This window comes from Streptomyces sp. MJM8645, from assembly GCF_001625365.1.
Lineage (GTDB): Bacteria > Actinomycetota > Actinomycetes > Streptomycetales > Streptomycetaceae > Kitasatospora.
Genome location: NZ_LJJF01000001.1, coordinates 5,074,371 through 5,100,578 on the forward strand (window position 1 = coordinate 5,074,371; position 26,208 = coordinate 5,100,578).

Below are 26,208 nucleotides of genomic sequence, written 5' to 3' on the forward strand. Positions count from 1 at the left end.
CAACGGGTCCCACGGGGCCCACGCATGCCCGAAAAAAGGGCACAGAACACAACAAACCGTGCGCAAGCAGGCGAGGTCTCCGCCTGCCCGCACACCGGAAGAACGAACCAGCGGTGCCCGGACTTTTCAGGGCACTTCGGGCGTTTGCCCAGGAGGAGGAAGAAGTGACAGACACCACGAGCGGTTCCGCACGCGGGTCGAAGTCCGACAAGACCACGGCCAAGGGCGGCGGCAAGGCCCCCAAGGGCGGTCTGCCGATCGGGCGCATCTACACCACTCCTGGCGTGCACCCGTACGACGAGGTCCGCTGGGAGCGCCGCGACGTCGTCATGACCAACTGGCGCGACGGGTCCATCAACTTCGAGCAGCGCGGCGTCGAGTTCCCCGACTTCTGGTCGGTCAACGCCGTCAACATCGTCACGTCCAAGTACTTCCGCGGCGCCGTCGGCACCCCCCAGCGCGAGTGGAGCCTCAAGCAGATCATCGACCGCGTGGTGCTCACCTACCGCGCCGCCGGCGAGAAGCACGGCTACTTCGCCACCAAGGACGACGCCGAGATCTTCGAGCACGAGCTGACGCACGCCCTCCTCCACCAGGTGTTCAGCTTCAACTCGCCGGTCTGGTTCAACGTCGGCACCAAGCAGCCCCAGCAGGTCAGCGCCTGCTTCATCCTGTCCGTCGACGACTCCATGGAGTCGATCCTCGACTGGTACAAGGAAGAGGGCATGATCTTCAAGGGCGGCTCCGGCGCCGGCCTCAACCTCTCCCGCATCCGCTCCTCGAAGGAACTGCTGTCCTCCGGCGGCAACGCCTCCGGCCCGGTCTCCTTCATGCGCGGCGCCGACGCCTCCGCCGGCACCATCAAGTCCGGTGGCGCCACCCGCCGCGCGGCCAAGATGGTCGTGCTCGACGTCGACCACCCCGACGTCGAGGCCTTCATCGAGACCAAGGTGAAGGAGGAGGAGAAGATCCGCGCCCTGCGCGACGCCGGCTTCGACATGGACCTCGGCGGCGACGACATCACCTCCGTCCAGTACCAGAACGCCAACAACTCCGTCCGCGTCTCCGACGAATTCATGACCGCCGTCGAGAACGGCACCGAATTCGGCCTGCGCGCCCGGATGACCGGCGAGGTCATCGAGACCGTCGACGCCAAGAAGCTGTTCCGCAAGATGGCCGAGGCCGCCTGGGCCTGCGCCGACCCCGGAATCCAGTACGACTCCACCATCAACCACTGGCACACCTGCCCGGAGTCCGGCCGCATCAACGCGTCCAACCCCTGCTCCGAGTACATGCACCTGGACAACTCCAGCTGCAACCTCGCCTCGCTGAACCTGATGAAGTTCCTGCGCGACGACGACTCCTTCGACGCGGACACCTTCGCCAAGGTCGTCGAGCTGGTCATCACCGCGATGGACATCTCCATCTGCTTCGCCGACTTCCCCACCGAGAAGATCGGCGAGACCACCCGCGCCTACCGCCAGCTCGGCATCGGCTACGCCAACCTCGGCGCCCTGCTGATGGCCACCGGCCACGCCTACGACAGCGAGGGCGGCCGCGCCCTGGCCGGCGCCATCACCTCGCTGATGACCGGCACCGCCTACCGCCGCGGCGCCGAACTCGCCGGCGTCGTCGGCCCGTACGACGGCTACGCCCGCAACGCCGCCCCGCACCAGCTGGTCATGCAGCAGCACGCGGACGCCTCGCTCGCCGCCGTCTCGCTCGACGAGTTGGATGTCCCGGTCTGGGCCGTGGCCAACGACACCTGGCAGGACGTCCTGCGGATCGGCGCGCAGAACGGTTTCCGCAACGCCCAGGCCTCGGTGCTCGCCCCCACCGGCACCATCGGCCTGATGATGGACTGCGACACCACTGGCGTCGAGCCGGACCTGGCGCTCGTCAAGTTCAAGAAGCTCGTCGGCGGCGGCTCGATGCAGATCGTCAACGGCACCGTCCCGCGCGCCCTCAAGCGCCTCGGCTACCAGGACGAGCAGATCGAGGCGGTCGTCGCCCACATCGCCGAGCACGGCAACGTGGTGGACGCCCCGGGCCTCAAGGCCGAGCACTACGAGGTCTTCGACTGCGCGATGGGCGAGCGGGTCATCTCGGCCATGGGCCACGTCCGGATGATGGCCGCGATCCAGCCCTGGATCTCCGGCGCGATCTCCAAGACCGTGAACATGCCGGCCTCCGCGACCATCGAGGACATCGAGGAGATCTACTTCGAGGCGTGGAAGATGGGCGTCAAGGCGCTCGCCATCTACCGCGAAAACTCGAAGGTCGGCCAGCCGCTCTCGGCGAAGAAGAAGGACTCCGAGGCCAAGGCCGAGGAGGCTCCGGCCGCCGCGGTCCAGAAGGTCGTCGAGTACCGCCCGGTCCGCAAGCGCCTGCCCAAGGGCCGCCCGGGCATCACCACCTCCTTCACGGTCGGTGGCGCCGAGGGCTACATGACCGCCAACTCCTACCCGGACGACGGCCTCGGCGAGGTCTTCCTCAAGATGTCCAAGCAGGGTTCGACCCTCGCGGGCATGATGGACGCCTTCTCCATCGCCGTCTCGGTCGGCCTGCAGTACGGCGTGCCGCTGGAGACCTACGTCTCGAAGTTCACCAACATGCGCTTCGAGCCGGCCGGCCTGACCGACGACCCGGACGTGCGGATGGCACAGTCGATCGTCGACTACATCTTCCGCCGCCTGGCGCTCGACTTCCTGCCGTTCGAGACCCGCTCGGCGCTCGGCATCCACTCCGTCGAGGAGCGCCAGCGCCACCTGGACACGGGCTCCTACGAGCCGCTGGAGTCCGAGGAGCTCGACACCGAGTCGCTCGCCCAGTCGGCCCCGGTGGTCGCCACCCCGGCCCCCGCCGTCGAGGCGCCCAAGGCCCCCAAGGCCTCCCCGGCGCAGGCTCACAACTCCACGGAGCTGATGGAGATCCAGCTCGGCCTCAACGCCGACGCCCCGCTCTGCTTCTCCTGCGGCACCAAGATGCGCCGCGCCGGCAGCTGCTACCTCTGCGAGGGCTGCGGCTCCACCAGCGGCTGCAGCTGACCGCCGGTACTGACCCCGCGCGGGTGAGCCACCGCTGAGGCGGGGCGAGGACTTCACGTCCTCGCCCCGCCTCTTCTCGTTGTCCGGGCACCTTCGCGGACGCCGATGTCACGGATGGGGGCGGTGGGCGGTCGGTAGGGGTGACGGTGTTCGGCGGGAGGAGTGGTGTGGTGATGGGGACGGTGCTGGTGACCGGGGCGACGGGGGTTCTGGGGCGGGAGGTGGTGCGGCTGCTGGTCGCGCGCGGGGTGGCGGTGCGGGGGCTGAGCCGGCGGGTGCGGAGCGGGGGCGCGGGGGTCGAGTGGGTGGTCGGGGACCTCGTGACCGGGGAGGGGATCGCCGGGGCGGTGGCGGGGGCCGAGGTGGTGGTGGACTGCGCGACCACGGTGGGGCGCAAGGACGTGGCCGCGGTCCGGACGCTGGTGGCGGAGGCCGGGAGGGCGGAGGTGCGGCACCTGCTGTACGTGTCGATCGTCGGGGTCGACCGGGTGCCGATCCCGTACTACCGGGCGAAGCTCGCCTGTGAGCGGGTGGTGCGGGAGTCGGGGCTGGGGTGGACGGTGCTGCGGGCGACGCAGTTCCACGACCTGTTGCTGAGGATCTTCGACGTGTCGGCGCGGTTGCCGGTGTTCCCGGTGCTTGGCGGGGCGAGCGTCCAGCCGGTGGACGTGCGGGAGGTGGCCGCGCGGGTCGCGGAGCTGGTGGGGGAGGGGCCGGCCGGGTACGCGCCGGAGGTGGGCGGGCCGCGGGTGCGGCCGTACCGGGAGCTGGCCGAGGCGTACCTGCGGGCGTCGGGTCGGCGGCGGGTGCTGCTGCCGGTGCGGGTGCCGGGGGCCTCGGGGCGGGCGCTGCGGGCGGGCGGGAACCTCGCGCCGGAGCGGGTGGTGGGCCGAGGGACCTTCGAGGAGGTGTTGGCGGAGCGGTTCGGCGACCGCTGATGTCAACCAGGGTTGCACCGGGCGTACTGACGGTCGGTCAAGAGGCGTGGCCCCGTCCGGGTTTCCGGGCGGGGCCGTCGTATCTGTCGCGCGGAGGCGAAGGCGGGGGCCGCGGTCGGGGTGTCGGCGGATGAAGGTCGACGCGGACCTTGGCGGCGGCTGGCGGCTGCGTTAACGTCATCGGATCGGTTCGTCCGTCGCCCTTCGCGATCTCTGCACGCCCGTCTCCGGTACAGCGCGATGTCGTTCAGCCCACCGTCGGCAGCATGCCCTGGCGAGGAGGACCGCATTGACCCTCAACCCGACCGCGCCGTCCGAGAGTTCCGGCTATCGCGGTTCCGGCCGTCGCTTGGCCGCCGTACCCGCCCTGCTCGCGGCGCTGGCCCTGACCGCGGCCTGTTCCAACAGCTCCGGCGGTTCGGGTGGCGGTGGTGACGCGGCGGCCCCGTCGCTGTCCGGTGACTGCGCCAAGTACCAGCCGTACGCCGGGCATTCGGGCACCACGGTGACGATGTTCGCCTCGATCCTCAGCCCGGAGTCGGACAATCTGGAGAAGTCCTGGGCCGAGTTCGCCAAGTGCACCGGCATCAAGATCAGTTACGAGGGCTCGAACGACTTCGAGTCCCAGCTGCCGGTCCGGGTGGCCGGCGGCAACGCCCCGGACTTCGCGATCATCCCGCAGCCGGGCCTGCTGGCGCAGATGGTGAAGAGCGGCAAGGTGGTCAAGCCGCCCGCCCAGACGGTCACCAACGAGGACCGGTGGAGTCCGATCTGGAAGACCTACGGCTCGGTCAACGGCACCTTCTACGCGGCGCCGATGAGCGCCAACATGAAGTCGCTGGTCTGGTACTCGCCGAAGGCCTTCAAGGCGGGCGGCTACGAGGTGCCGAAGACCTGGGCGGACCTGATGGCGCTCAGCGACCGGATCGCCAAGTCCGGTGGTGCCAAACCCTGGTGCGGCGGCATCGCCTCGGGCACGGCCACCGGCTGGCCGGCCACCGACTGGCTGGAGGAGGTGGTGCTCGGCACGTACGGCGGTGACGTGTACGACCAGTGGGTCGGCCACCAGGTGAAGTTCTCCGACGAGAAGGTCACCACCGCGATGAAGACCGTCGCCGGCTGGATGCAGAACCCGGCCTGGGTCAACGGCGGTTACGGCGACGTCAAGTCGATCGCCACCACCACCTTCCAGGACGCGGGCGCGCCGGTCCTCACCGGCAAGTGCGCCATGCTCCAGCAGGCGTCGTTCTACGAGGCGCAGTGGCCCAAGGACACCAAGGTCGGCCCGGACGGCGACGTGTTCGCCTTCCACCTGCCCGCGGTGAACCCGGCGATCCCCAACCCGGTCGAGGGCGGCGGCGAGTTCCTGGCCGCCTTCTCCGGCCGGCCCGAGGTGCAGGCGGTGCAGAACTACCTGTCCAGCTCGGACTGGGCGAGCAGCCGGGTGAAGACCGCGACGGGCTGGGTCTCGGCCAACCAGGGCGTGGACAAGAGCCTGTACACCGACCCGATCGACCGGCTGTCGGCGGACGCGCTGACCGACCCGGCGGCGACCTTCCGCTTCGACGGCTCCGACCTGATGCCGGCCGCCATCGGTGCCGGGCAGGAGTGGAAGTCGCTGACCGCCTGGTTCGCCGAGGGGCAGTCGATCCAGAAGACCGCCGCCGACATCGACGCCGCCTGGCCGCAGTAGCCGTACGGCCGTAGTGGGCGCCTGGCTGTAGTGGGCGCTTGGCCGCAGTGGGCAGACGCCCGTAGTAGGCGCCTGGCCGTAGTGGGCGCCGGGCCGGACTCGTGCCGGGCCCGGCCGGGCGCCGTTCAGGACCACCTGTCGAGGGCGGTGCGGGGCCACCCACCCGCACCGCCCGCCCCTTCCCACCAGAACAGGAGGGACGCACCGTCATGTCCGTACCCGGAACCCCTTCACCGGTCACCGCGCTCGCCACCGGCTCCTGGGGCGACGCGGCGGTCAAGTTCGGCAACAGCCTCGGCGCCGTCGCGGGCTTCCTCGGCATCCTGCTGCTGGTCTTCTTCGCCGCGGGCCGGGCCCGGGGTCGGCTCTCCCGCCCGCTGTCGGTGGTGGTGTTCCTCGGCCCGGCCGCGGTGCTGCTGCTGGTGGGCCTGGTCGTGCCGCTGATCCGCACGGTCTATCTGAGCCTGCAGAACGCCGACGGCAGCGGCTTCGTCGGCGGCGAGAACTTCGGCTGGGCGTTCACCACCGACTCGGTGCAGAAGGTGCTGGTCAACACGCTGCTCTGGCTGGTGGTCGCGCCGTTGGCGGCGACCGGCCTGGGCCTGGTGCTGGCGCTGCTGGTGGACCGGATGCGCGGCCAGGCGGTGTACAAGTCGCTGATCTTCATGCCGATGGCGATCTCGCTGGTCGGCGCCTCGATCATCTTCAAGTTCGTCTACGAGTCGCGTGGACCGGGCCAGTCGCAGATCGGCCTGCTGAGCCAACTCGCCATCGCGGTGGGCTGGGACGATCCGCCGAACTGGATGCTCTCGCAGCCGTTGAACACCTTCCTGCTGATGGCGGTGATGGTCTGGGTGCAGACGGGCTTCGCGCTGGTGGTGCTGTCGGCGGCGATCAAGGCGATCCCCGACGAGGTCACCGAGGCGGCCCGGCTGGACGGTGCGCAGGGGGTGCGGCTGTTCTGGTACGTCACGGTGCCGATGATCCGCACCACGGTGGTGGTGGTGCTGACCACCATCATGATCATCACGCTGAAGGCCTTCGACATCGTCCGCACCATGACCGGCGGCAACTTCGGCACCCAGGTGCTGGCCAACGAGATGTACTCGCAGTCCTTCGTGCAGTTCAACACCGGGCGGGGCAGCGCCCTCGCGGTGATCCTCTTCCTCGCGGTGCTGCCGTTGGTGGCCTACAACATCGTCCAGCTGCGGAAGGAGCGTGCGGTCCGATGAGCGCACCGCACGACAGGCCGGCCCGCGCGATGAGCGCGCCGCACGGCAGCCCGGTCCGGAAGGCCTTCAGCAGCCCGCTGGCCTCGGTCTTCGTGATCGCGGTGACCGTCCTGTGGACGATCCCGACGGTGGGCCTGCTGGTGACCTCGCTGCGCCCCAAGCAGGACGTGACGGCGAACGGCTGGTGGAACGCCTTCCTCCACCCGGACCTGGGCCTGGGCAACTACCACACGGTGCTGTTCGAGGGCGGCTCCGGCGTCTCCACCGGGCTGATGCCGTTCCTGGTGAACTCGCTGGCGATCAGCGTCCCGGCCACCCTGTTCCCGCTGGTGCTGGCGGCGATGGCGGCGTACGGGCTGGCCTGGGTGCGGTTCCGGGGGAGCGACACGGTGTTCTTCGCGGTGTTCGCGCTCCAGGTGGTGCCGATCCAGATGGCGCTGATCCCGCTGCTGCGCCTCTTCTCCGGCGGCGCGCACCTGGGCTCGCTGACGCTGATCCCGGCGGTGGACCTGAAGGGCAGCTACGCACCGGTGTGGTTGGCGCACACCATGTTCGCGCTGCCGCTGGCGGTGTTCCTGCTGCACAACTTCATCGCCCAGCTGCCGCGGGACCTGATGGAGGCGGCGGTGGTGGACGGGGCCTCGCACTTCAAGATCTTCCGTTCGATCGTGCTGCCGCTGTGCACCCCGGCGCTGGCCTCGTTCGCGATCTTCCAGTTCCTGTGGGTCTGGAACGACCTGCTGGTCGCGTTGACCTTCGCGGGCGGCACGCCGGAGGTGGCGCCGATGACGGTCCGGCTGGCGCAGCTGTCTGGGTCCTTCGGCGGGCGGTGGGAGCTGCTGACGGCCGGGGCGTTCCTGTCGATCGTCGTCCCGTTGATCGTCTTCTTCAGCTTGCAGCGGTACTTCGTCCGGGGCCTGCTGGCCGGGTCGGTGAAGGGGTAGCGGAGGGGTGGGGGAGGGGCCCCGGGAGGGGTGCGGGAGGGCCGCGGGAGCGGTGCGGGAGGGCTCCGGGAGCGGTGGCGGGAAGGCGGGCCGAGGTTTCTGAACTTGTTCAGAACTGAGTTTTGAACCTGTTCAGAATGGTCTACAGTCGGCTGCAGCCGCGGCGCCGAGCGCGCCCGACGGCGGACTGCCCCAAGGGCGGCTTCCGCATGCCCGCCGACCACCGAGGGGGACTCATGTCCGGTCCGTCCACACCTGCCCTGGCCGACCTGCCACCCGAGCCCGGGCCCGCGACACATGGAGCCGCGGCACATGGACCCGCGACACATGGACCTGCGACGCCCGGACCCGGACCCGGCCCTCATTGGGGATCCGGCATGCCCGCGCCGCCGCACCACGGGTGGCTGCGCCCGAGCGACCCCGAGCGCAGGGCGGCCGCCACGCCCCGGGTCCTCCTCCTGGCACTGCTCACCGGCCTGCTGACAGCCTGGCTGCTGTTCGACGGCGTGGGCGTCAACCTGCTGATCTGCGCCGGCGCCACCGCTGCCGCGGCCGGTCTCGCCGCCCGGTCGGCGGGCCGCCGGATCCGGCCCTGGACGGTGGTGTGGAGCCTGCTCGCCGTCGCCCTGCTCGCCGTCCCGGCGCTCTGGGAGGCGGGCTGGCCGGTGTCGCTGTCCATCGGGTGCGCGCTCGGCCTGGCCTCGCTCGCGCTGCACGGCGGCCGCCGCTGGGCGGGCGTCCTGCTCCCCCTGCCCGCCGTCCTCTGGCAGCTGCCGCCCGGCGTGCTCTGGCTGAGGGACGGGTTGCGTGGCCGGAGCCTGCCCTACCGGGGCCGCATCGTCCCGGTGCTCAAGGCACTCGCGGTCGCCGCCGTCCTGCTGACCGTCTTCGGTCTGCTGTTCGCCGGTGCGGACGCCGCCATGGCGGACCTGCTGGGCAGCCTCAGCCCCAGCCTCGACCTCCGCGGGCTCCCGCTGCGCGCGGTGCTGTTCGCACTGGGGGCGTTCACCGCCCTGGGCTTCGCCCACATCGCGGCCGGGCCCCGCCGCTGGGACCGTACGGTCGTCCGGCCGGGCCGGGCCCGCCGCCGGCTGGAGTGGGCGCTGCCGCTGGTCGCGCTCAACCTGATGTTCGGCGCCTTCGCGGTGATCCAGGCCCTGGTGGTACTCGGCGGCGCCGACGCCGTCCTGCGCAACACCGGGATGAGCCGCTCCGAGTACGCCCGGCAGGGTTTCTGGCAGCTGAGCGTGATCACCGCGCTCACCCTGGTCGTGGTGGCGGTCGCCAAGCGCTGGGCCCCGCGTAGCACGCCCGCCGACCGCCGGGTGGCGCGGATCCTGCTCGGGGCGCTCTGCGTGCTCGCCCTGGTCGTGGTCGCCTCGGCGCTCGGCCGGATGTGGTTCTACGTCGACGCCTCCGGCCTGACCAGGCTGCGGCTCTGGGTGCTGGTGGTCGAGGGCTGGCTCGGCGTCGTCCTGCTGCTGCTGATCACCGCCGGGCTGACCCGCTCGGCGGGCTGGCTGCCCCGCGTCGTCGTCCTCAGCGGCATGCTCACGGCGGCGGTGTACGGGCTGATGGGCCCGGACGCGATCATCGCCGAGCAGAACGTCGCCCGCTTCGAGCGGACCTCCCGGATCGACCTGCGCAACGTCCGCGACCTCTCGCCGGACGCCGCCCCCGCCCTGGACCGGCTCCCCGCCGTCCAGCGGGCCTGCGCGCTGCAGCTGATCCGCGCCGGGCTGGAGAACCACCCCGGGCCGGCCTGGTACGCCACCAGCGCCTCCGCCGCCCGGGCCCGGGAGATCCTGGCGCAACGGCCGCTGGTGGACCAGTTGGAGGAGGGGCGCACCCCCTGCGAGCGGGCCGGGATGAGGTACCAGGACCTCTGGCCCTGACGCCCGGCCCTGACGCCGGTGCCTGACGCCTGCGGCTGCGTCGGGGGCGGAGTAGGGGCGGTAGTCTGGGCCGGGAAACGCGGCCGGGCCGGCCGGGAGCGTGCTGCTCCCGGCCGGCCCGGTGTGGTGCGCTGTGGTGCGGTGTGCCCTGGTCGGGCTCAGTGCATCGCGACGCCGGAGGCCCCGCTCGGCAGGTCGCTGGCCTTGGCCTTGATCACGAAGACCGAGACCACCAGCGCCAGCCCGGCGAGCACGGCACCCACGATGAAGCCGTGCGAAATCCCCTGGGTGAGGACCGAGTTGGCGGCGTCGGTGCCCTTCGGGAACTCGTGGTGCTGCTGGAGGTAGGCCAGCTGGTCCGGAGTGGCCGACTGGAGGAACTTCGGCTGCTGGAGCTTGCCCTCGGCGGTGGCGTAGTGCGCGAAGACCGTGGTCAGGATCGAGAGGCCGAGCGAACCGCCGATCTGCTGCATGGAGTTCAGCAGGCCGGATGCGGCGCCGGTCTCCTGACCGGGGACGCCCGCGACCGCGAGCAGCATCACCGGGACGAAGATCAGGCCCATGCCGAAGCCGAAGATGACCGTGGGGCCGAGCACCCCGTCCAGGTAGCCGCTGTCCTTGCTCATCTGGGTCAGCCAGGTGAGGCCGACGGTGACCAGCAGGGCGCCGCCCGCCATGAACGGCTTCGGGCCGTACTTGGCCTGGAGGCTGGAGGCGAGCTGCGCGGCGATGATGATCGACACGCTGATCGGCAGGAAGGACACGCCGGCCTTCAGCGGGCTGTAGCCGAGCGGGCCCTGCACGAAGAGCGTGATGTAGAAGAAGATGCCGAACATGGCCGCCGCCAGGCAGAGCATCATCACCAGGCCGCCGGTGCGGTTGCGGTTGGCGAGCAGGTGCAGCGGGGTGATCGGCTGGTCGGTGCGGTTCTCGATCACGACGAACGCGGCGAGCAGCAGCACACCGCCCGCGAAGGAGCCGAGCGTGATGCTGTCCGACCAGCCGTCCGAGGCGGCGCGGATGAACCCGTAGACCAGGCCGACCAGGCCGAGTGTCGAGGTGAGTGCGCCCGGCAGGTCGAAGCGGCCCGCGTGGCGCTCGGACTCGGCGATGTAGCGCGGTGCGGCGAGCGCGATCAGCGCCGCGATCGGCACGTTGACGAAGAAGACCCAGCGCCAGTCCAGGTACTCGGTGAGCAGACCGCCGGCCAGCAGGCCGATCGCGGCACCGGACCCGGCCACCGCCGAGAAGACGCCGAACGCCTTGTTGCGTGCCGGCCCTTCCTCGAAGTTGGTGGCGATCAGGGCGAATGCCGTCGGTGAGCAGATCGCGCCGCCGATGCCCTGGAGCGCGCGGGCGGCCAGTAGCATCCCGCCGTCCTGGGCGAAGCCGCCCAGCAGGGAGGCGAAGCCGAACAGCAAGGTCCCGAAGATGAACACCCGGCGGCGGCCGAGGATGTCGCCCGCGCGCCCGCCGAGCAGCAGCAGCCCGCCGAAGGTCAGCGTGTAGGCGTTGATGACCCACGACAGGTTGGTGGTCGAGAAGTTCAGCGCGTCCCTGATCTGCGGCAACGCGATGTTCACGATGGTGGCGTCGAGCACCACCATCAACTGCGTGGCCGCGATGACGGTCAGGGTGATGCCCTTGCCCCGGCCCTGGCTGCTCTGTGGTGGTGAGTTCTTGCTGATCGTGTCGGAGATAGCCACGATTGTGCCCCCTGCTGGCTATGTGCCTGGCTGCGTGCTTCGTATGCTGCGGACCGACTGGTCCGGCGTGAGCCCACGGTCTGGCGCGGGCTAGGAAGGAACGGGATCGTTCACTAATGTGGACGATATCCTGGGCCTGATTGTGAACGCAAGCGTTCCCTAAGGATGGTGGCGATGGATCGGTTGGTGCGGCGTCTGACGGCGGACCGGGCGACCGGTCGGGCGGGCGCCCGACCGCTTGAGGCGGCGGACGCGCCCCCGTCACCCGCGGCGCCACCGGGAGCGGCGCCCGAACCGGCGGCTCACTGCCCGATGCGGATCGCCCGCGAGGCCCTCACACGGCCGGTGCGGCGCCGGGGGAAGGAGTTGGAGAACGCGATCTTCGAGGCCACGATCGACCAGCTCACCTCCGGCGGATACGCGCGGCTGACGATGGAAGGCGTCGCCGGCGCGGCGCGGACCGGGAAGGCCGCGCTCTACCGGCGCTGGGCGTCCAAGGACGAACTGGTCATCGACGCCCTGGACGCCACTCTCCCACGCCCCTACGACACCCCCGACCTCGGGTCCGCCGATCTCGAATTGCGGCAGCTCATCGAGGTGTTCATGGGCGCGATGAACTCCCCGACGGGCGCCGCGATCCAGACGCTGATGGGCGAGATCGACCATGAACGGGCCGAGGCGTTCAAGGACTTCATCGGCCAGCGGGTGATCGAGCCGACCAAGGAGACCATCCTGGCGATCCTGCGCCGCGGCGCCGACCGCGGCGACGTCCGGCCCGGCGCGGCCACCGCGCTGGTCGCGGACGTCGTCCCGGCGATGCTGCTCTACCAGGTGAAGATCTGCGGCCGGGAGAACATGGGGCCGGGCTTCGGGGCCCGGCTGATGGACGAGGTGCTGTACCCGCTGATCCGCGCCTGAGGACGGCTGCGGCCGCGGCTCCGCGGGCGGGGCTGCCGGCCGGTTGGCGCCGACGGTTGGCGCCGAGCGGTTCGGGCGGGCGGCCGGGGTGAGCGGTTCGGGCGGGCGGCCTGGTGGGCGGGCCGGTGGGCGGGCCGCCGGCGGTCGGCCCGGGCGGCTGAGCGGAGGGGCTTAGGCTGGATGCTGCCCAGCTGAACGGGCTGCCCCTCCGCCGAACGGAACTCGCGATGCCCATCGTCCCGCCGACGCACTCCGTCGAGCGCTCGCTCCGCCGCGCCGGCGCCAAGATCGTCGTCGGCCTGGACGAGGTCGGGCGCGGCGCCTGGGCCGGCCCGGTCACCGTGGGCGCGGCCGTCACCGGCCTGCGCAAGGCCCCGGAGGGGCTGACCGACTCCAAGCTGCTCACCGAACTGCGCCGCCGCGCGCTCGCCCCGGTCCTCGCCGACTGGGTCACCGCCTACGCGCTCGGCCATGCCTCGCCGCAGGAGTGCGACGAACTCGGCATGACGGCGGCGCTGCGGCTGGCCGCCGTCCGCGCGCTGGAGGCGCTGCCGGTCGAGCCCGACGCGGTGATCCTGGACGGCAAGCACGACTACCTGGGCGGCCCTTGGCAGGTGCGTACGGTGATCAAGGGCGACCAGTCCTGTATCTGCGTCTCCGCCGCCTCGGTGCTCGCCAAGGTCCACCGCGACGGGCTGATGGCCGAACTCGGCGAGGAATGCCCGGAATACGGCTTCGCGGACAACGCCGGCTACCCGTCCCCGGTGCACCGTGCCGCGCTGGAGGAGTTCGGCCCCACTGGGCATCACCGGCTCTCCTGGGCATACCTGGACGCGCTGCCGAAGTGGCGGCACCTGAAGCGCGTCCGTGACGTCGCGGGTGCGGCCGAAGGCTCCGCCGACGAACAGTTGACGCTCGGTTTCTGACGGTCCGTCTGGAATTGCCTGGGTGGGGCGGTGGGTGTGCGGTGCCCAATGGGTGGGGTGCGCGTGCGTGTTCGAGCGGCATTTGATAGATATCCGGGTATGCCTGTCTTCCCCGAGGAGTCGGAGATTCACGAGAGCCTCCCGGGCCCCGGCGTTCCCTTCCCCCGCGAGTCGGACGCACAAGCCCTCCGCGCGCCTGCCAACGGCGGCGCTTCTTCCACCGCACCCACCACCGTCGCCGCCGTTCCGGTGCCCGGCCCCCGTCCGGCACCGCCGCGCCCGACACCCCCGCGCGCCGACCGCTCCGGTCCGCCGCGACTGATCCCCAAGCCCTCGCCGGCGCAGCGCCGTTCGGGCGTCGCCGAACCGCAGGTCGAGATCCAGCGCGTCGCCGCCACCCCGGCGCAGGCGCTGGAACACGCGGACGACGCGGTCGACCGACTGCTGGACGCCGGCCGCAACCCGGGCGACATCCTGGTGCTGACGGTCGGCGAGGCGCACCCCTGGCAGCAGCACGAACTCTCCTTCGGCGAGGAGCGCTACTGGGCGCAGCTCGCCGAGGGCGGGGACGTGTTCTACGCGGACGTCGCGCTGACCCGCCCGGTGCGCCGGGAGGTGGTCGTCCTGGTGGTCAACGGCGGGACGGCCGCCCGGGCCGCCGAGGCCCACGCCAAGGCGCTCGGCCACACGACCGCGCTGCTCGTGGTCTGCGGTGACGCCGGCCCGGTCGCCACCGGGGCGGCCGGAACCGCGCCCGGCCGTTCGATCAGCGCCTGACCACGACCGAGCCACCCCGGGCCCGGCGCCGCACGGTGCCGGGCCCGGGGTCCGTCGTACCCCGGTGCGGCGAGGGCGTACGGTCCGGGGCGCGGCCGACCCGTGGCCGGGCCCGGGCCCGCCCGTGCCTGGTCTTGGTGCCGGCTGTCGGGCCTTCGGGTCGGCCCCGGCTGCGGCGTCGTCCGCGACCGTGACGTCGTCTGTGGTCGCGACCCGTCGGTGTCGGCGGGGTCAGCGGGTGCCGGTGCGCCGCGCGGGCTGGACGGCGGCGACCCGCGCCGGGGGCCACGGGTGCTCGGACTGCCGGGCGTGCTGGGCCCGTTCGGCCGCCTGGTGCCGGGCGCGCTGGCCGCGCGGGGCATCCAGCGCCGAGCGCGGCGGCAGTTCCGTGACGGTGTGCACCACCCCGTCCGCCCACGAGCCCGCGTGCGGATCGCGTCCGCTCCGGCCGTCCCCGAGGACGTGCCAGCCCGCCGGGGTGAGCCCGATGTACGAGCCGCAGCGCAGCCCGTGCAGGACGGCCGCGTCCCGCAGCGCCCACATCCAGGCGCCGTCCTGCTCGGTCCAGCCGGGCGCGCCCTCGCGGCAGCGCAACAGCACGGCCGTGCGGGTCGGTTCGGCCAGCCGCAGGTCGTGCGGGGTGACCTGGCGCAGGTGCGTGAGCAGGGCGTTGCGGTGCTGCCAACCGTCGGTGTCGTGTGGCCAGGGCGTGAACGAGGCCGAGGCGGACACGTGGTGCAGCGCGTTGAGGACGGCGATCACGACCGTGCCCGGCTGGGGCAGGTGGCGCTGATGCAACTCCACGACGAACTCGCGCGGGTCGCGCAGCAACGGGATCCCCGAGGCGGTCCAGGTCTCCAGGTCCAGCAGCCGTCTGGGCGCCGAACTCCGGGCGAGGGGATGCTGACCTCGGCCGATACCGTTGATCACGATCCTCCTTCCTGACCCACTGGCACGCGGGTACGTGGGTACGCCGAAGGCCGGGTCCAGCGGACAGGGTTTCGGGTACGCGCCAATTCTCGCGGTATCCGGGGTGGAGCGGCAACGATGAAACGATGAACGCCACCCGAAAGCCCACGTTCCGCCGGATATGTTCCACCGCGCTCCGAGCGTCGTTCGGGCGGCGTTGGACCTTGATCCAGACCGTGTGCGGGGTCCGGTGAACCGCCATCGGCACGGTGACCACTCCTTTCCCCGCTCCGGCGTCCCGCGTGTTCGCGAGGGGGCTGCTTTCTCCCTTCGTTAGGCCATTCGAGTGATGGGTGGAATGGCGGCCCACTGCCGCCCGGTCACCCCTGCACGGCCAGCACCAGGGGCAACACCGCGCTCGCCCCGGCACGGCGCAGCAGCCTGGCGGCCACGGTGACCGTCCAGCCCGAGTCGACGAGGTCGTCCACCAGCAGCACCGGCCCGCCGGCCTCGGCCACCGCCTGCGCCACCTCCGGCGGCAGCGTCAGCGCGCCGGCCAGCGAGTGCAGTCGCTGGGCGCTGTTGCTGCGCGCGCCGTGTGGGGGCCGGCCGTCGACGTACTCGATCCGGCCGAGCAGCGGCAGCCGGCCGATCTCGGCGATCCGCGCACCGAGGCTGCCCACCAGCTGGGGGCGGGTCGAGGAGGCCATGGCCACCACGCCGACCGGCCGCTCCAGCCGGGTGCCGTCCGCCGTCGCGGGCCCGGCCCAGCCGCCGGGGCCGCGGGCCCAGTCGGCGAGCACCGCGACCAGGGCGTCCACGGCCTCGCCGGGGACCGGTACGTCCGGGGCCTGGTCGGCCAGCAGGGCGCGCAGCCGGTTGCCCCAGCCGATGTCGGACAGCCGGCCGAGCGCCCGCCCGTTCTCGGCCTGCTCGCCCGCCGGGATCCGGCCCTTGAGGGGCACGCCGAGGGAGTCCATCCCGGTGGGCCAGAGCCGGCGCGGCTCGAAGCTGATGCCTGGGCGGCCGAGGGCGGCCCGGGCCGCGTCCAGCGCCTCGGCGGAGACCTCGGCGGTGTGCAGCGGCCCCGCGCAGTTGTCGCACCGGCCGCACGGACGGGCCTGCTCGTCGTCCAGCTGGCGCCGCAGGAACTCCATCCGGCAGCCGGTGGTCGCCGCGTACTCGCGCATCGCCCGCTGTTCGGCCTCGCGGGAGGCCGCGACCTTGGCGTACCGGGCGGTGTCGTACGCCCAGCTCTGCCCGGTGGCCGTCCAGCCGCCCTTGACCCGGCGGACGGCGCCGTCCACGTCGAGCACCTTGAGCATGGTCTCCAGCCGGGTGCGGCGCAGGTCCACCCGGGGCTCCAGCGCGGCGGTGGACAGCGGGCGGCCGGCCTCGGCCAGCGCGTCGATGGTGCGGCGCACCTGCTCCTCCGGCGGGAAGGCCAGTGAGGCGAAGTAGCGCCAGATCGCCTCGTCCTCGCGCCCGGGCAGCAGCAGCACCTCGGCCCGGTCGACGCCGCGCCCGGCCCGGCCGACCTGCTGGTAGTAGGCGATCGGCGAGCTGGGCGAGCCGAGGTGCACCACGAAGCCCAGGTCGGGCTTGTCGAAGCCCATGCCCAGTGCGGAGGTGGCGACCAGCGCCTTGACCCGGTTGGCCAGCAGGTCGGCCTCGGCGGTGCGGCGCTCGGCGTCCTCGGTGCGGCCGGAGTAGGAGGCCACTGGGAAGCCCCGCTCGCGCAGGAAGGCCGTCACCTCTTCGGTGGCGGCCACCGTCAGGGTGTAGACGATGCCCGAGCCCGGCAGCCGGTCGAGGTGGTCGGCGAGCCAGGCCAGCCGGTGCGCCGGGTCGGGCAGGGCCAGCACGCCCAGGGTGAGGCTCTCCCGGTCGAGCGGCCCGCGCAGCACCAGGGCGTGCTCGTCGGTGCTGCCGGTGCCGAGCTGTTCGGCGACGTCCGCGGTGACCCGGGCGTTGGCGGTGGCGGTGGTGGCCAGCACCGGGACGCCGGGCGGGAGCTCGGCGAGCATCGTGCGCAGCCGGCGGTAGTCGGGGCGGAAGTCGTGGCCCCAGTCCGAGATGCAGTGGGCCTCGTCGACCACGAGCAGGCCGGTGGAGGCGGCGAGCTTGGGCAGCACCTGGTCGCGGAAGTCGGGGTTGTTCAGCCGCTCGGGGCTGACCAGCAGGACGTCGACCTTCCCGGCGGAGACCTCGGCCTGGATCTCGTCCCACTCGTCGGTGTTGGCCGAGTTGATGGTCCGGGCGTGGATGCCGGCCCGGGCCGCCGACTCGACCTGGTTGCGCATCAGGGCGAGCAGCGGGGAGACGATCACCGTCGGCCCTGCGCCCCGGGCCCGGAGCAGGGCGGTGGAGATGAAGTAGACCGCGGACTTCCCCCAGCCGGTGCGCTGCACGACCAGGGCGCGGCGGTGGTCGACCACGAGGGCCTCGATGGCCGTCCACTGGTCCTCGCGCAGGACGGCGCCGGGCCCGGCGAGCTCGCGCAGGACGGCCTCGGCCCGCGCCCGGACCTCGGCGCGGTCGGCGGTGGCGGTGGTGTGGTTCTCGGGCTGCTGCATGGCGTCCATGTAACCCCGAGCCGCTGACATGAGGCGAATGCCGTGGCTGCGGAGAGGTGGAGGCCGGATGTATTTCATCAGCTCCTCAGCTGAACGGCCGCCGACTAATCACCCGGGGGAGTGGGCGCGGTGTGCTCCGAATGAGGGAAGCGGAAAACGAGGGCGGAGTTATCCACAGGAAAAGAGAAAAATCCGGTGCGTCTCTCGGATTGCGTCACGCTTCCGGTCATGAACGCCGCGGACAACCGGAGCGTCATGAACAACGGGAGCGTCATGAACAACGAGCGCGTCACCCTGTCCCTCGGCCCGTCCTCCGGCCACCGGCCGGTCACCATGCGCGGTCCGGCCGATATGGCCGAGCTGCTGCCCTACCTCCTGGGGTTCTACCCCGACGACAGCATCGTCGCGGTCGGCCTCCAGGGGCCCGACCTGCACCAGGGCGGAGTGATCCGGGCGGACATCCCGGAGTCGCCCGAGCAGTGGCCGGCCGCGGCGGAGGAGACGGCCGCCCTGCTGGTCGCCCTCTCCGAGCGGCACGGCGAGCGGCCCGTCCAAGTGCTCCTCTACCTCTGCCAGGATCCGACCACGGCGCACGCCCCTCCGGCGGTGGACGGCCTGCGGCCGCTGGCGGACGACCTCCGCGCGGCCCTCGGGCGCAGGGGGGTGGCCGTCAAGGAGTCGCTCTGCGTCTCGGACGGCCGCTGGTGGTCCTTCCTCTGCCGCCGCGCCGGGTGCTGCGACCCGGCGGGCAACCCGATCCGCCGTGCCCCCGGCCCGGGCCCGGCGGCCGCCGCTGCGGCCTTCGCTGGCCTCGCGCCGCGCGGCAGCCGGAAGGCGATCATCGGCGGGCTGGCCCCGATCGGCTCGCCGGGGGCGGACGCCCAGCGTGCGGCGCTCGCGCGGGTCGAGGCGGCCGAGGCCAACGGTGCTGACGGCGCTGGGGGCTCCGGTGGCGCGGCCGTCCAGGAGCAGGGCGCCGGCCTGCTCGACCAGGCCTTCGCCGAGTTCGCGGCCGGGGCCCGGGAGCTCGACGAGGATCGGGCGGCCCGGCTGCTGGTCGCCCTGCGGGACCGCCTCACCCGGGATCGCGGCGTCGAGTACACCCGGCCCGCCGAGCTCGCGCCCGCCGAGCGGCTCTGGCGCTTCCTCGCCCGGCGCGCCGTGCCGCCCTACGAGGGCTGCGCGGTGGCCCCTCTCACCCTGCTGGCCTGGGCCTCCTGGGTGGCGGGGGACACCGCGACGGCCCGCGTCGTGCTGGGCCACGTCCTCCGGCTCGACCCGTCCTACCTGCTGGCCGAGCTGCTGTACGAGTCGTTGAACGACGGTATGACGCCCGACGCGCTGCTCGCGGCAGTCGAGGCGCAGCGTCGGCGGCGCGAGGCGGGTGGGCCTGTGCCAGCGCCCGCCGGCGAACCGGGGCCGGCGCCCACCGAGGGCCCGGGTGGTGACCAGGCGGGCCGCGGTGGGCCGTCGGGGCTGCCCGGGCCGGCGGGGGCCTCACGCCGCCGCCGGACGGCCCGCCGGAAGGCCGCGAAGGCGGCTCAGGCCACAACGGCGGCGGCCGAGCGGGGCCCGGTCGGCCCGGTCGGCCCCGCTGAGCCGACGCCGCGCCCGGACGGTCCGGGCCCGCTCGCCCTGCTGCCGGCGCCCGGGTGCGCTCCGGTGCCCCGGCAGCGGTCCGCCCGGGGTCTGCGGCTCGGTCGGGCAGCGGTGTCCCGGGCCGCCGCCGCACCGTCGGCCGCCGGGCGCCACCGGTGCCGGGGCGTCCGTCGGGCGGCGAGGGGAGCCCACCATGCGCGCTGACCTCGCCGGGCGTCCGCCAGGGGCCGCCCGGAGCCTCGCCGCCCGGCCCGGGCGGGCTTCGCTAGGCCTCGCCGTGCGCCAGCTTGATCAGGCGGTCGAGCACTTTGCCGCCGCTCGCCCGAAGGCCGTCGTGCTCCCACTCGTTGGTGATCCAGGTCCGCAGACCGCGCACCGCGCGGGCGGTCGCCAGCGAGTCGGCGGTGTTCACGTACATGTCGTCGTGGTAGACCGCCGCCACGACGGGGACGGTGTTGGCGGCCAGCTGCGCCGGGTCGTACAGGTCGGGCCAGTCGGTGCGGGCGGCCAGCAGGTCCGCGGTCTCCTTCAGCGGGCGCAGCGCCGGGTCGGTGTCGAACATCCAGGGGTAGATCATCTCCCCGGTGAACAGCACCGGTGCGCCGGAGTCCAGCGAGGCCCGGGCGTCGAACTGCGGGAACTCCTTGCGGACCCGCTCGGCCGACCAGGCGGTGCCGCCCTGGTCCACCGAGCGCTGGCCGTAGATCGACTCGTGCAGCACGGCGTACAGCGGGCCCTCCGCGAAGGAGAGCTTGGCCTGGGCACCGGCCAGGAAGGTGTCGGACAGCTCGGGGCCGGCCGCGCCGTCCACCCAGGCCTCCTCCAGCAGGTAGTGCAGGGTGCCGGAGCCGCTGCCGCCGCCGAGCATCAGACCGAGGGCCTGGAACGCCTCGACGGTGAGCAGTCCGCCGTCGGGCAGCGTCGCGGGGGCGGCGGCGAGGTGCGCGGCGATCCGCCGTACCGCCTCGACGTTCTGCGGGAACCTGGCGTAGTGGTCCTCGTTCTTGTGGACCACCCGCGGGTAGGCGGCGCGGTAGACGTCGTCCGCCGAACTGCCGAGGCCGGACAGGCCGCCGGTGATGAAGGCCTCGGCCAGGCCCTCGGGGGCGAAGGAGAGGTAGGTGAGGGTGCAGAAGCCGCCGAAGCTCTGGCCGAGCACGCTCCAGCGCCGGTCTGCGCCGAGCAGCTGGTGGCGGATCAGTTCGGCGTCCCGCACGATCGAGTCCGCGCGGAAGTGCGCCAGGTAGTCCGCCTGCTCCTGGGCGCCGCCGCGCCGGGCGAGGGTCTGCCGGGTCGCGGGCGTGGAGCGACCGGTGCCGCGCTGGTCGAGCAGGAGCACCCGGTAGTCGTCGAGGGCGCGCTCCAGCCAGGCGTCGCGGCCGAGCGGGCGGGCGGCCTTGCCGCCTGGGCCGCCCTGGAGGAAGACCAGCCAGGGCAGGTCGGCCTGCTCGCGGCCGGTGGCCACCACCTCGCGGGCGTACACCTCGATCTGCTCGCCCTGCGGGTCGGCGTGGTCGAGGGGGGCCTGGAAGACGTGGTCGGTCGTAACAATCCCGGGCAGCCGGCTGACGGTGGACATGCAACTCCTCGGTCTCTGCTGGTCACAGCGGTCAGGTCGCGGCTCACGGGGTCACCGGGTGCGGGCGCCGCGACCCCCGCACCGTATCCTGACCGCGGTCGGGCACCGGTTCGACGGCCACCGCCCACTCGGCCAGGCATACGATGCCGGGCCGGGGCGGGTTGCACGGCAGGCCGCGGGCCGGGACGCAGCCGCCGCCACCCGGCGGCGAGACCGCGCCGCCCTGGTGGCAGCCCGGTGACGGCCCGACCGTGACGGCTCGACGGCTGCGGCACGACCGCCCGGCGGGCCGGGCTCGACGGGCCGCACCCGTCGCCGGGCGTGACCTGGAGGCGGTGCGCGGCGTTCACCCCGGGGGGCCGGCGACCGGCCGACGCTCGTCCGGCGGCAGGTTCCGGGCGGACCGCCCGCCGAGCGGGGTGGCCACGGCGCCGGGGCACCGGAGCGTGCGGGGCCCGCTCGGGTCACCTGGCCCGGCCGTTGCTGCGGCCCACGGGCCGGGCGCCACCGGCAGGCCGGGCCACCGGACCTGACGACGCGCCGGGCGCCGCGTCGGGCCCGACGCGAAGGCGCGGCGCGCCGGTACCGGCCTGGTACCGCGCACCGCATGGCACGGCCCGGCACCGGGTACGGCCAGACACGGCACACCCGCCGACGGGGCACCCCGCCGGCCCGGCACCATCAGCACGCGATCGAGCGTGCTCGCGGCCCACCGGCCTGACCAGGCCACCGGACCGCCGAGGGGAGGAGAGTCCGGTGACCGCCATGAGGCCACCACAGGCCATGCCGGCCGAGAGCGTGGTCGGCGCGCCGAGACCGGTCGGCCGCCCCGACCAGGTCCAGACGGCCGGACCGGCGGGGGCGTCCGTCGGCCCGAGTCGGCTCGCGGCCCCGCCAAGGCCGCAGCCTCCCGCCGTCCACCACGCGGTGCTCTGCGTCAACGCCCCCGCGATGGCCGCCTCCGGACCGGACGGTCAGCTGCGCGGCCACGGCCTGCACGGCTTCTACCGCAACGGCGTCCGGGTGCTCGCCCGGATGGAACTGCGTCTGGGCGGCATGGAGCCGCTGCCGCTCCAGGGCGCCCTGACCAGCACCGCGCAGGCCCGCTTCCTCGGCGCCGTCCGGCTCCCCGGCGACCTCGACCCGGACCCGGCGCTCACCGTCGAGCGGCTGCGTCACGCGGACGGAGTGGAGACCGTCATCGTGCGCAACACCGGTGGCCGGCCCGCCCGGCTGCCGATGGAGATCGCCCTCGGCACCGACCTCGGCCCGGTCGCCGAGATCGCCGCGGGGCACCGCCCGGCCGACCTGCCGGGCCAGGTGCAGTCCGCCGGGCTGCGCTGGGCCGGCCCGGCGCACAGCGCGGTGGTCAGCGCCAAGCCCTCCCCGCACGCGGTGCTGGCCGGGGCCGGGGTGCTCCGGTGGGACTTGGAGGTGCAACCCGGCGCCCGCTGGTCGGTCGAGCTGCGCGCCGAACTGGAGAGCACCGCCCCCGGCCCGCGGCCGCCCGGCGGGCGGGGCACGGGCGTGCCGCTGCCCTGGGCCGAACCGGAGGTCCGCAGCGACGACGCCCGGGCCGCCCTGCTGGTCACCCGCTCCCTGGACGCCCTCGGCGGGCTGCTGTTCGCCGACCCGGACCGCCCGACCGACCTCTACCCGGCCTCCGGAGCGCCCTGGCGCTTCGGCCTCGCCCCGGCCGACGCGCTCTGGGCCGCCCGGCTCACCCTGCCGCTCGGCACCCGGCTCGCCGTCGGCACCCTCCGGGCGCTGGCCCGCCGTCAGCAGCCCGCCGCCGCCCCGGGCCGCACCGAAGGCCTGCTGCCCGGCGCCCTCCGGCACGGCGGCCCCGAGCTGCCGCCCACCTGCACCGCCACCGAGGCCACCCTGCTGTTCGTCACCGTGCTGGCCGAGGCCTGGCGCTGGGGCCTGCCCCGCGCGGAGACCGCCGACCTGCTCCCGGCCGCCGAGCGGGCCCTGGCCGCCCTTCGCGAGGGCCTGGTCGACGGCTTCGTCACCGACCTCAGCCGTCCGGCGGAGGACCGCACCGCCCACCCGGTGGCCGCCCGGGCCGAGGTCCAGGCGCAGGCCCACCGCGCCGCCCTGCACGGCGCCGAACTGCTGGAGGCCTTCGGCCGCCCCGGCGCCGAGGAGTGGCGCGGCTGGGCCGCCGAACTGCGCGGGCGCTTTCGCGAGCGGTTCTGGATCGACGACCTCTCCGGCGGCCGCCCCGCCGCCGCGCTGGCCCCGGGCGGCCAGCCACTGCCGGCCGTCGCCTCCTGCCTGGTGCACCTGCTGGACACCGGGCTCGCCGCCGACGGCGGCCGGCACGAGAGCCTGCTGGACCGGGAACAGACCCGGCTGCTGGCCCAGCGCCTGGCCGCGCCGGAGCTGGACAGCGGCTGGGGCCTGCGCACGCTCAGCGCCAAGTCCCCCCGCTTCAACCCGCTGGGCCACCGCGGCGGCGCGGTGCGGGTCCACGAGACCGCGTTGGCGATCGCCGGGCTGGCCGAAGCCGGCCACGAGAACGAGGCCGGCGCCCTGCTGGAGGGCCTGCTCGCCGCGGCTGCTCACTACGAGGGGCGGCTGCCCGAGATGTACGCGGGGGAGCAGCGCATCCCCGGCTGCCCGCCGGTGCCGCACCCGGCCGCCTGCCGCCCGGCGGCGGTCTCGGCGGCCGGCGCCGCGCACGCGGTGTTCGCGCTCGCCGGGGTCCGACCCGACGTGCCGGGCGGCCGGGTGCTGGTCCGCCCGGCCAGCACCGCTCCGCTCGGCGAGCTGGAGCTGACCGGCCTGCGGGTCGCCGGCGAGCCCTTCTCGGTCCGGGTGAGCCGGATCGGCGTGGCGATGGTCGAGGAGGCCTCCGCGGAGCTGCAACTGGTCGCCCGCTGACACCCCTGCCCGGGCCCGCCCGGCTCCGGCGACACCTCAGGCGGGCCGGGCGCGGTCCGTGTACGGGCCTGTGCTTATCGTCAGAGAGACGACTATGATCGTCGCCATGTCGCGCTACGATCCGTCGGCCTTCCCCCCGTTCGCTGTCACGGTTGACCTGGTGGTGCTGACGGTGCGCGACCACGCGCTCTGCGCCCTGCTGGTCAGACGCGGCGAGCCGCCGTTCCAGGGGTACTGGGCACTGCCCGGCGGCTTCGTCCGCCCGGACGAGGGCCTGGCCGAGGCCGCCTCCCGGGAGCTGGCCGAGGAGACCGGCCTGCGCGCGCACTCAGCCCCCGGCCACGAGGCGGTCGGCCCCGGCGCGGCCGGTGCCCACTTGGAGCAGCTCGCCACCTACGGCCACCCGCAGCGCGATCCCCGGATGCGGGTGGTCAGCGTCGCCTACCTGGTCCTCGCCCCCGACCTGCCGACCCCCCGGGCCGGCGGCGACGCCAGCAGCGCCCGCTGGGCCCCGGTCGGCGAACTGCTCGGCCAGAGCCCGGTCGACGGAGTCCCGCTCGCCTTCGACCACGGGCTGATCCTCGCCGACGGCGTGGAACGCGCCCGCTCCAAGATCGAGTACTCCTCCCTCGCCACCGCCTTCTGCCCCACCGAGTTCACCGTCGGCGAGTTGCGCCGGGTCTACGAGGCGGTCTGGGGCGTGGTCCTGGACCCGCGGAACTTCCACCGCAAGGTCACCGGCACCCCCGGCTTCCTGCTGCCCTCCGGCGGCACGACGACCCGTCAGGGGGGCCGTCCTGCCCAGCTGTTCACCGCGGGCGGCGCGACCGTCCTCAACCCGCCCATGCTGCGCCCGGAGTCCTGACCCGGCCCCGGCCCGCCGCCCCCGGCCCGCCGCCGACTCCCCCTGGCCCGGGAATCGCAGGATCGGATTGTCCCCTGATCGGGTGAGGTGGGTGGCCGACGGGCCCGCGCCGCTCCCGTAATGCCCGGAATCTCCGCCACCGGCCCCTAATGTGCTGGCGCGGGGCCGTGCCGGCACGCGCCAACACACCAGGGGGCGCCCCGCGTCGGGCAGGTCGGCCGAGGGCATGGGAGCAGGCAGCGATGATCCAGATCACCGGACTGACCAAGGTCTACCGCAAGGGCGCGCCGCCCGCGGTGCTCGATCTGACCTTCGACGCCCGGCCCGGCATGGTGACCGTGTTGCTCGGCGCCGAGGGCGCGGGCAAGTCCACCGCGCTGCGGCTGATGCTCGAACTCGAACGCGGCCAGGGCGTCACGCTCTTCGACGGCCGCACCTACCGTCGGCTGCGCCGCCCCGAGCGGGAGGTCGGCGTGCTGCTGCCCGGCCCCGGGCCGGGCGCGGCCGCCGTGGCGGGCCACCCGGGCCGCAAGGCGCACGGCCACCTGCGGATGCTGGCCGCGGCGGTCGGCGCCCCCGCACGGCGGGCCGACGAACTGCTGGAGCAGACCCGGCTGGCCGCCGTCGCGGGGCAGCGGCTGCGCAGCTTCTCGCCCGGCATGCACCGCCGGCTGGCCCTGGCCGCGGCCTTGCTCGGCGACCCCGGCGCGCTGCTGCTGGACGCGCCGACCGAGGGCCTGTCCCCGCGCAACGTCGAGTGGTTCCACTCCTTCCTGCGCTCGTTCGGCGTCGCCGGCGGGACGGTCCTGGTGACCACCCGCACCCCGCAGGAGGCCGCGCAGCTCGCCGACCGGGTCATCACGCTGGACCGCGGTCGGCTGGTGGCAGACCAGCCGGTGGCGGAGTTCCGCCGGACCAGGCTCAGCCCCGAAGTGGCCGTCCGCGGGCCGCAGATGGCGCGGCTGGCCGACCTGCTGGTCAGTCAGGGCGCCGAGGTGCGGCGGGACGGCGGCGCGGGCCTCGCGGTGGCGGGCATCGGCCGTACCGAGATCGGTGAACTCGCCTATCGTCACGGCATCCTGCTGCACGAGCTGGCCGACCGGGTGGTCGAGCAGCCGGCGCCCCGGGCCGCCCTGCCGGTCGCGTCGGGCCGCTCCGGCCACCTCCGTGTCCAGTCCGGCCCCACCGTTGCCGAGCCGGGCCCCGAGTCCGGCCCCGAGCCCGCTCAGGAACCGGCCTCCGACGCCCCGGCCGTCACCGTCCCGCGCCACCGGGGCGCCCGTCGCCTGGAGGCCCGGCCGGCGGCCGCCCACCACCGGGACGAGGCGGCGCTGCCCACCCGCGCCCTGCCGGCCGCCTCGGCCGCGACCGCCCTGTCCGCGACCGCCCTCTCCACCCTCGGTACCACCCCCCACCAGGCCGAGCCCGCCGAGCCCACTCCGACCGTCGCCGTGGAGCGGCTGTTCCGTGGCGGCCCCGGCGCCCTGGCCAGATCCGCGTCGGCCCTCGCCCCGACCCCCGTCCCCGTCCCCGCCCCCGCTGCCGGTGCAGGGGAGCCCGGGCCCGACCCGGCCAGGGGCCGCCGCGAGAGCGCCGCCGACCTGCTGACCGACGACACCGTCCGGCTCGGCCGCCCGGCCCAGGCCCAGGCCGCGCCCCCGGTCCCCGGCGGTCCCGTCAGCCCCGCCACCCCCGACGACCACCGGAGCGAGTGA

At 73.8% G+C, this 26,208-nt stretch carries 17 protein-coding genes; 13 read left to right on the top strand and 4 right to left on the bottom strand.

Annotated features, from left to right (window positions below; genetic code table 11):
* Positions 1-164 precede the first annotated feature (164 nt).
* From A6F73_RS21880 to A6F73_RS21905, 6 genes are all read left to right on the top strand, one after another.
* Positions 165-3,047 (top strand): vitamin B12-dependent ribonucleotide reductase, encoded by a 2,883-nt coding sequence (locus A6F73_RS21880; protein ID WP_063349344.1) that lies wholly within the window; start codon positions 165-167, stop codon positions 3,045-3,047.
* A gap of 173 nt (positions 3,048-3,220) precedes the next feature.
* Positions 3,221-3,985, top strand: a complete 765-nt coding sequence (locus A6F73_RS21885) for an NAD(P)H-binding protein (protein WP_063351404.1) — start codon at positions 3,221-3,223, stop codon at positions 3,983-3,985.
* 289 nt (positions 3,986-4,274) lie between these two features.
* Positions 4,275-5,678: an ABC transporter substrate-binding protein gene (locus A6F73_RS21890; protein ID WP_208869102.1), complete on the top strand. Its 1,404-nt coding sequence runs from the start codon at positions 4,275-4,277 to the stop codon at positions 5,676-5,678.
* Between the two features lie 209 nt (positions 5,679-5,887).
* Positions 5,888-6,910, top strand: a complete 1,023-nt coding sequence (locus tag A6F73_RS21895) for a sugar ABC transporter permease (RefSeq protein WP_063349345.1) — start codon at positions 5,888-5,890, stop codon at positions 6,908-6,910.
* Complete coding sequence (locus A6F73_RS21900; RefSeq protein ID WP_063349346.1) at positions 6,907-7,854, top strand: carbohydrate ABC transporter permease; 948 nt, start codon at positions 6,907-6,909, stop codon at positions 7,852-7,854. Before A6F73_RS21895 ends, A6F73_RS21900 begins: the two co-directional genes overlap by 4 nt.
* A gap of 377 nt (positions 7,855-8,231) precedes the next feature.
* On the top strand, positions 8,232-9,749 hold the full coding sequence (locus tag A6F73_RS21905) for a DUF4173 domain-containing protein (protein WP_079135880.1): 1,518 nt from the start codon (positions 8,232-8,234) through the stop codon (positions 9,747-9,749).
* A gap of 158 nt (positions 9,750-9,907) precedes the next feature.
* Here A6F73_RS21905 and A6F73_RS21910 read toward each other — a convergent pair whose 3' ends face one another.
* Positions 9,908-11,449 carry an MFS transporter gene (locus tag A6F73_RS21910; RefSeq protein WP_279634959.1) on the bottom strand — a complete coding sequence of 514 codons (1,542 nt, stop codon included), beginning with the start codon at positions 11,447-11,449 and terminating at the stop codon, positions 9,908-9,910.
* A gap of 372 nt (positions 11,450-11,821) precedes the next feature.
* On the opposite strand from A6F73_RS21910, the gene A6F73_RS21915 reads away from it, so the two are divergent.
* From A6F73_RS21915 to A6F73_RS21925, 3 genes are all read left to right on the top strand, one after another.
* The gene (locus A6F73_RS21915; protein WP_159398506.1) at positions 11,822-12,373 is read left to right on the top strand and encodes a TetR/AcrR family transcriptional regulator; all 552 of its coding nucleotides are present in this window, start codon (positions 11,822-11,824) and stop codon (positions 12,371-12,373) included.
* Positions 12,374-12,600: 227 nt separating this feature from the next.
* The gene (locus A6F73_RS21920) at positions 12,601-13,299 is read left to right on the top strand and encodes a ribonuclease HII (protein WP_063349349.1); all 699 of its coding nucleotides are present in this window, start codon (positions 12,601-12,603) and stop codon (positions 13,297-13,299) included.
* A gap of 99 nt (positions 13,300-13,398) precedes the next feature.
* Positions 13,399-14,076 (top strand): hypothetical protein, encoded by a 678-nt coding sequence (locus A6F73_RS21925; RefSeq protein WP_063349350.1) that lies wholly within the window; start codon positions 13,399-13,401, stop codon positions 14,074-14,076.
* A gap of 231 nt (positions 14,077-14,307) precedes the next feature.
* Here A6F73_RS21925 and A6F73_RS21930 read toward each other — a convergent pair whose 3' ends face one another.
* Both A6F73_RS21930 and A6F73_RS21935 read right to left on the bottom strand, forming a co-directional pair.
* The gene (locus A6F73_RS21930) at positions 14,308-15,006 is read right to left on the bottom strand and encodes a hypothetical protein (protein ID WP_063349351.1); all 699 of its coding nucleotides are present in this window, start codon (positions 15,004-15,006) and stop codon (positions 14,308-14,310) included.
* A gap of 359 nt (positions 15,007-15,365) precedes the next feature.
* Positions 15,366-17,561, bottom strand: a complete 2,196-nt coding sequence (locus A6F73_RS21935) for a RecQ family ATP-dependent DNA helicase (protein WP_063349352.1) — start codon at positions 17,559-17,561, stop codon at positions 15,366-15,368.
* Positions 17,562-17,789: 228 nt separating this feature from the next.
* Between A6F73_RS21935 and A6F73_RS21940 the strand changes: the two genes are divergently transcribed.
* A complete protein-coding gene (locus A6F73_RS21940) occupies positions 17,790-19,364 on the top strand; it encodes a DUF4192 domain-containing protein (RefSeq protein WP_063349353.1) in 1,575 nt (524 codons plus the stop codon).
* Between the two features lie 61 nt (positions 19,365-19,425).
* Here A6F73_RS21940 and A6F73_RS21945 read toward each other — a convergent pair whose 3' ends face one another.
* Positions 19,426-20,739, bottom strand: a complete 1,314-nt coding sequence (locus tag A6F73_RS21945) for an alpha/beta fold hydrolase (protein WP_063349354.1) — start codon at positions 20,737-20,739, stop codon at positions 19,426-19,428.
* A gap of 765 nt (positions 20,740-21,504) precedes the next feature.
* Between A6F73_RS21945 and A6F73_RS21950 the strand changes: the two genes are divergently transcribed.
* From A6F73_RS21950 to A6F73_RS21960, 3 genes are all read left to right on the top strand, one after another.
* Positions 21,505-23,628, top strand: a complete 2,124-nt coding sequence (locus A6F73_RS21950) for a glycogen debranching N-terminal domain-containing protein (protein ID WP_244293673.1) — start codon at positions 21,505-21,507, stop codon at positions 23,626-23,628.
* A gap of 106 nt (positions 23,629-23,734) precedes the next feature.
* Positions 23,735-24,493, top strand: coding sequence for an NUDIX domain-containing protein (locus A6F73_RS21955; RefSeq protein WP_063351408.1), 759 nt, complete (start codon positions 23,735-23,737; stop codon positions 24,491-24,493).
* Between the two features lie 242 nt (positions 24,494-24,735).
* Positions 24,736-26,208, top strand: a complete 1,473-nt coding sequence (locus A6F73_RS21960) for an ATP-binding cassette domain-containing protein (protein WP_063349355.1) — start codon at positions 24,736-24,738, stop codon at positions 26,206-26,208.

Bases quoted from the DNA above. Each gene is read 5' to 3' on its own strand.
- A6F73_RS21885 (WP_063351404.1), top strand. From the start codon at position 3,221: ATGGGGACGGTGCTGGTGACCGGGGCGACGGGGGTTCTGGGGCGGGAG.
- A6F73_RS21895 (WP_063349345.1), top strand. From the start codon at position 5,888: ATGTCCGTACCCGGAACCCCTTCACCGGTCACCGCGCTCGCCACCGGC.
- A6F73_RS21900 (WP_063349346.1), top strand. From the start codon at position 6,907: ATGAGCGCACCGCACGACAGGCCGGCCCGCGCGATGAGCGCGCCGCAC.
- A6F73_RS21905 (WP_079135880.1), top strand. From the start codon at position 8,232: ATGCCCGCGCCGCCGCACCACGGGTGGCTGCGCCCGAGCGACCCCGAG.
- A6F73_RS21920 (WP_063349349.1), top strand. From the start codon at position 12,601: ATGCCCATCGTCCCGCCGACGCACTCCGTCGAGCGCTCGCTCCGCCGC.
- A6F73_RS21925 (WP_063349350.1), top strand. From the start codon at position 13,399: ATGCCTGTCTTCCCCGAGGAGTCGGAGATTCACGAGAGCCTCCCGGGC.
- A6F73_RS21935 (WP_063349352.1), bottom strand. From the start codon at position 17,561: ATGCAGCAGCCCGAGAACCACACCACCGCCACCGCCGACCGCGCCGAG.
- A6F73_RS21940 (WP_063349353.1), top strand. From the start codon at position 17,790: ATGAACGCCGCGGACAACCGGAGCGTCATGAACAACGGGAGCGTCATG.
- A6F73_RS21945 (WP_063349354.1), bottom strand. From the start codon at position 20,739: ATGTCCACCGTCAGCCGGCTGCCCGGGATTGTTACGACCGACCACGTC.
- A6F73_RS21950 (WP_244293673.1), top strand. From the start codon at position 21,505: ATGAGGCCACCACAGGCCATGCCGGCCGAGAGCGTGGTCGGCGCGCCG.
- A6F73_RS21955 (WP_063351408.1), top strand. From the start codon at position 23,735: ATGTCGCGCTACGATCCGTCGGCCTTCCCCCCGTTCGCTGTCACGGTT.
- A6F73_RS21960 (WP_063349355.1), top strand. From the start codon at position 24,736: ATGATCCAGATCACCGGACTGACCAAGGTCTACCGCAAGGGCGCGCCG.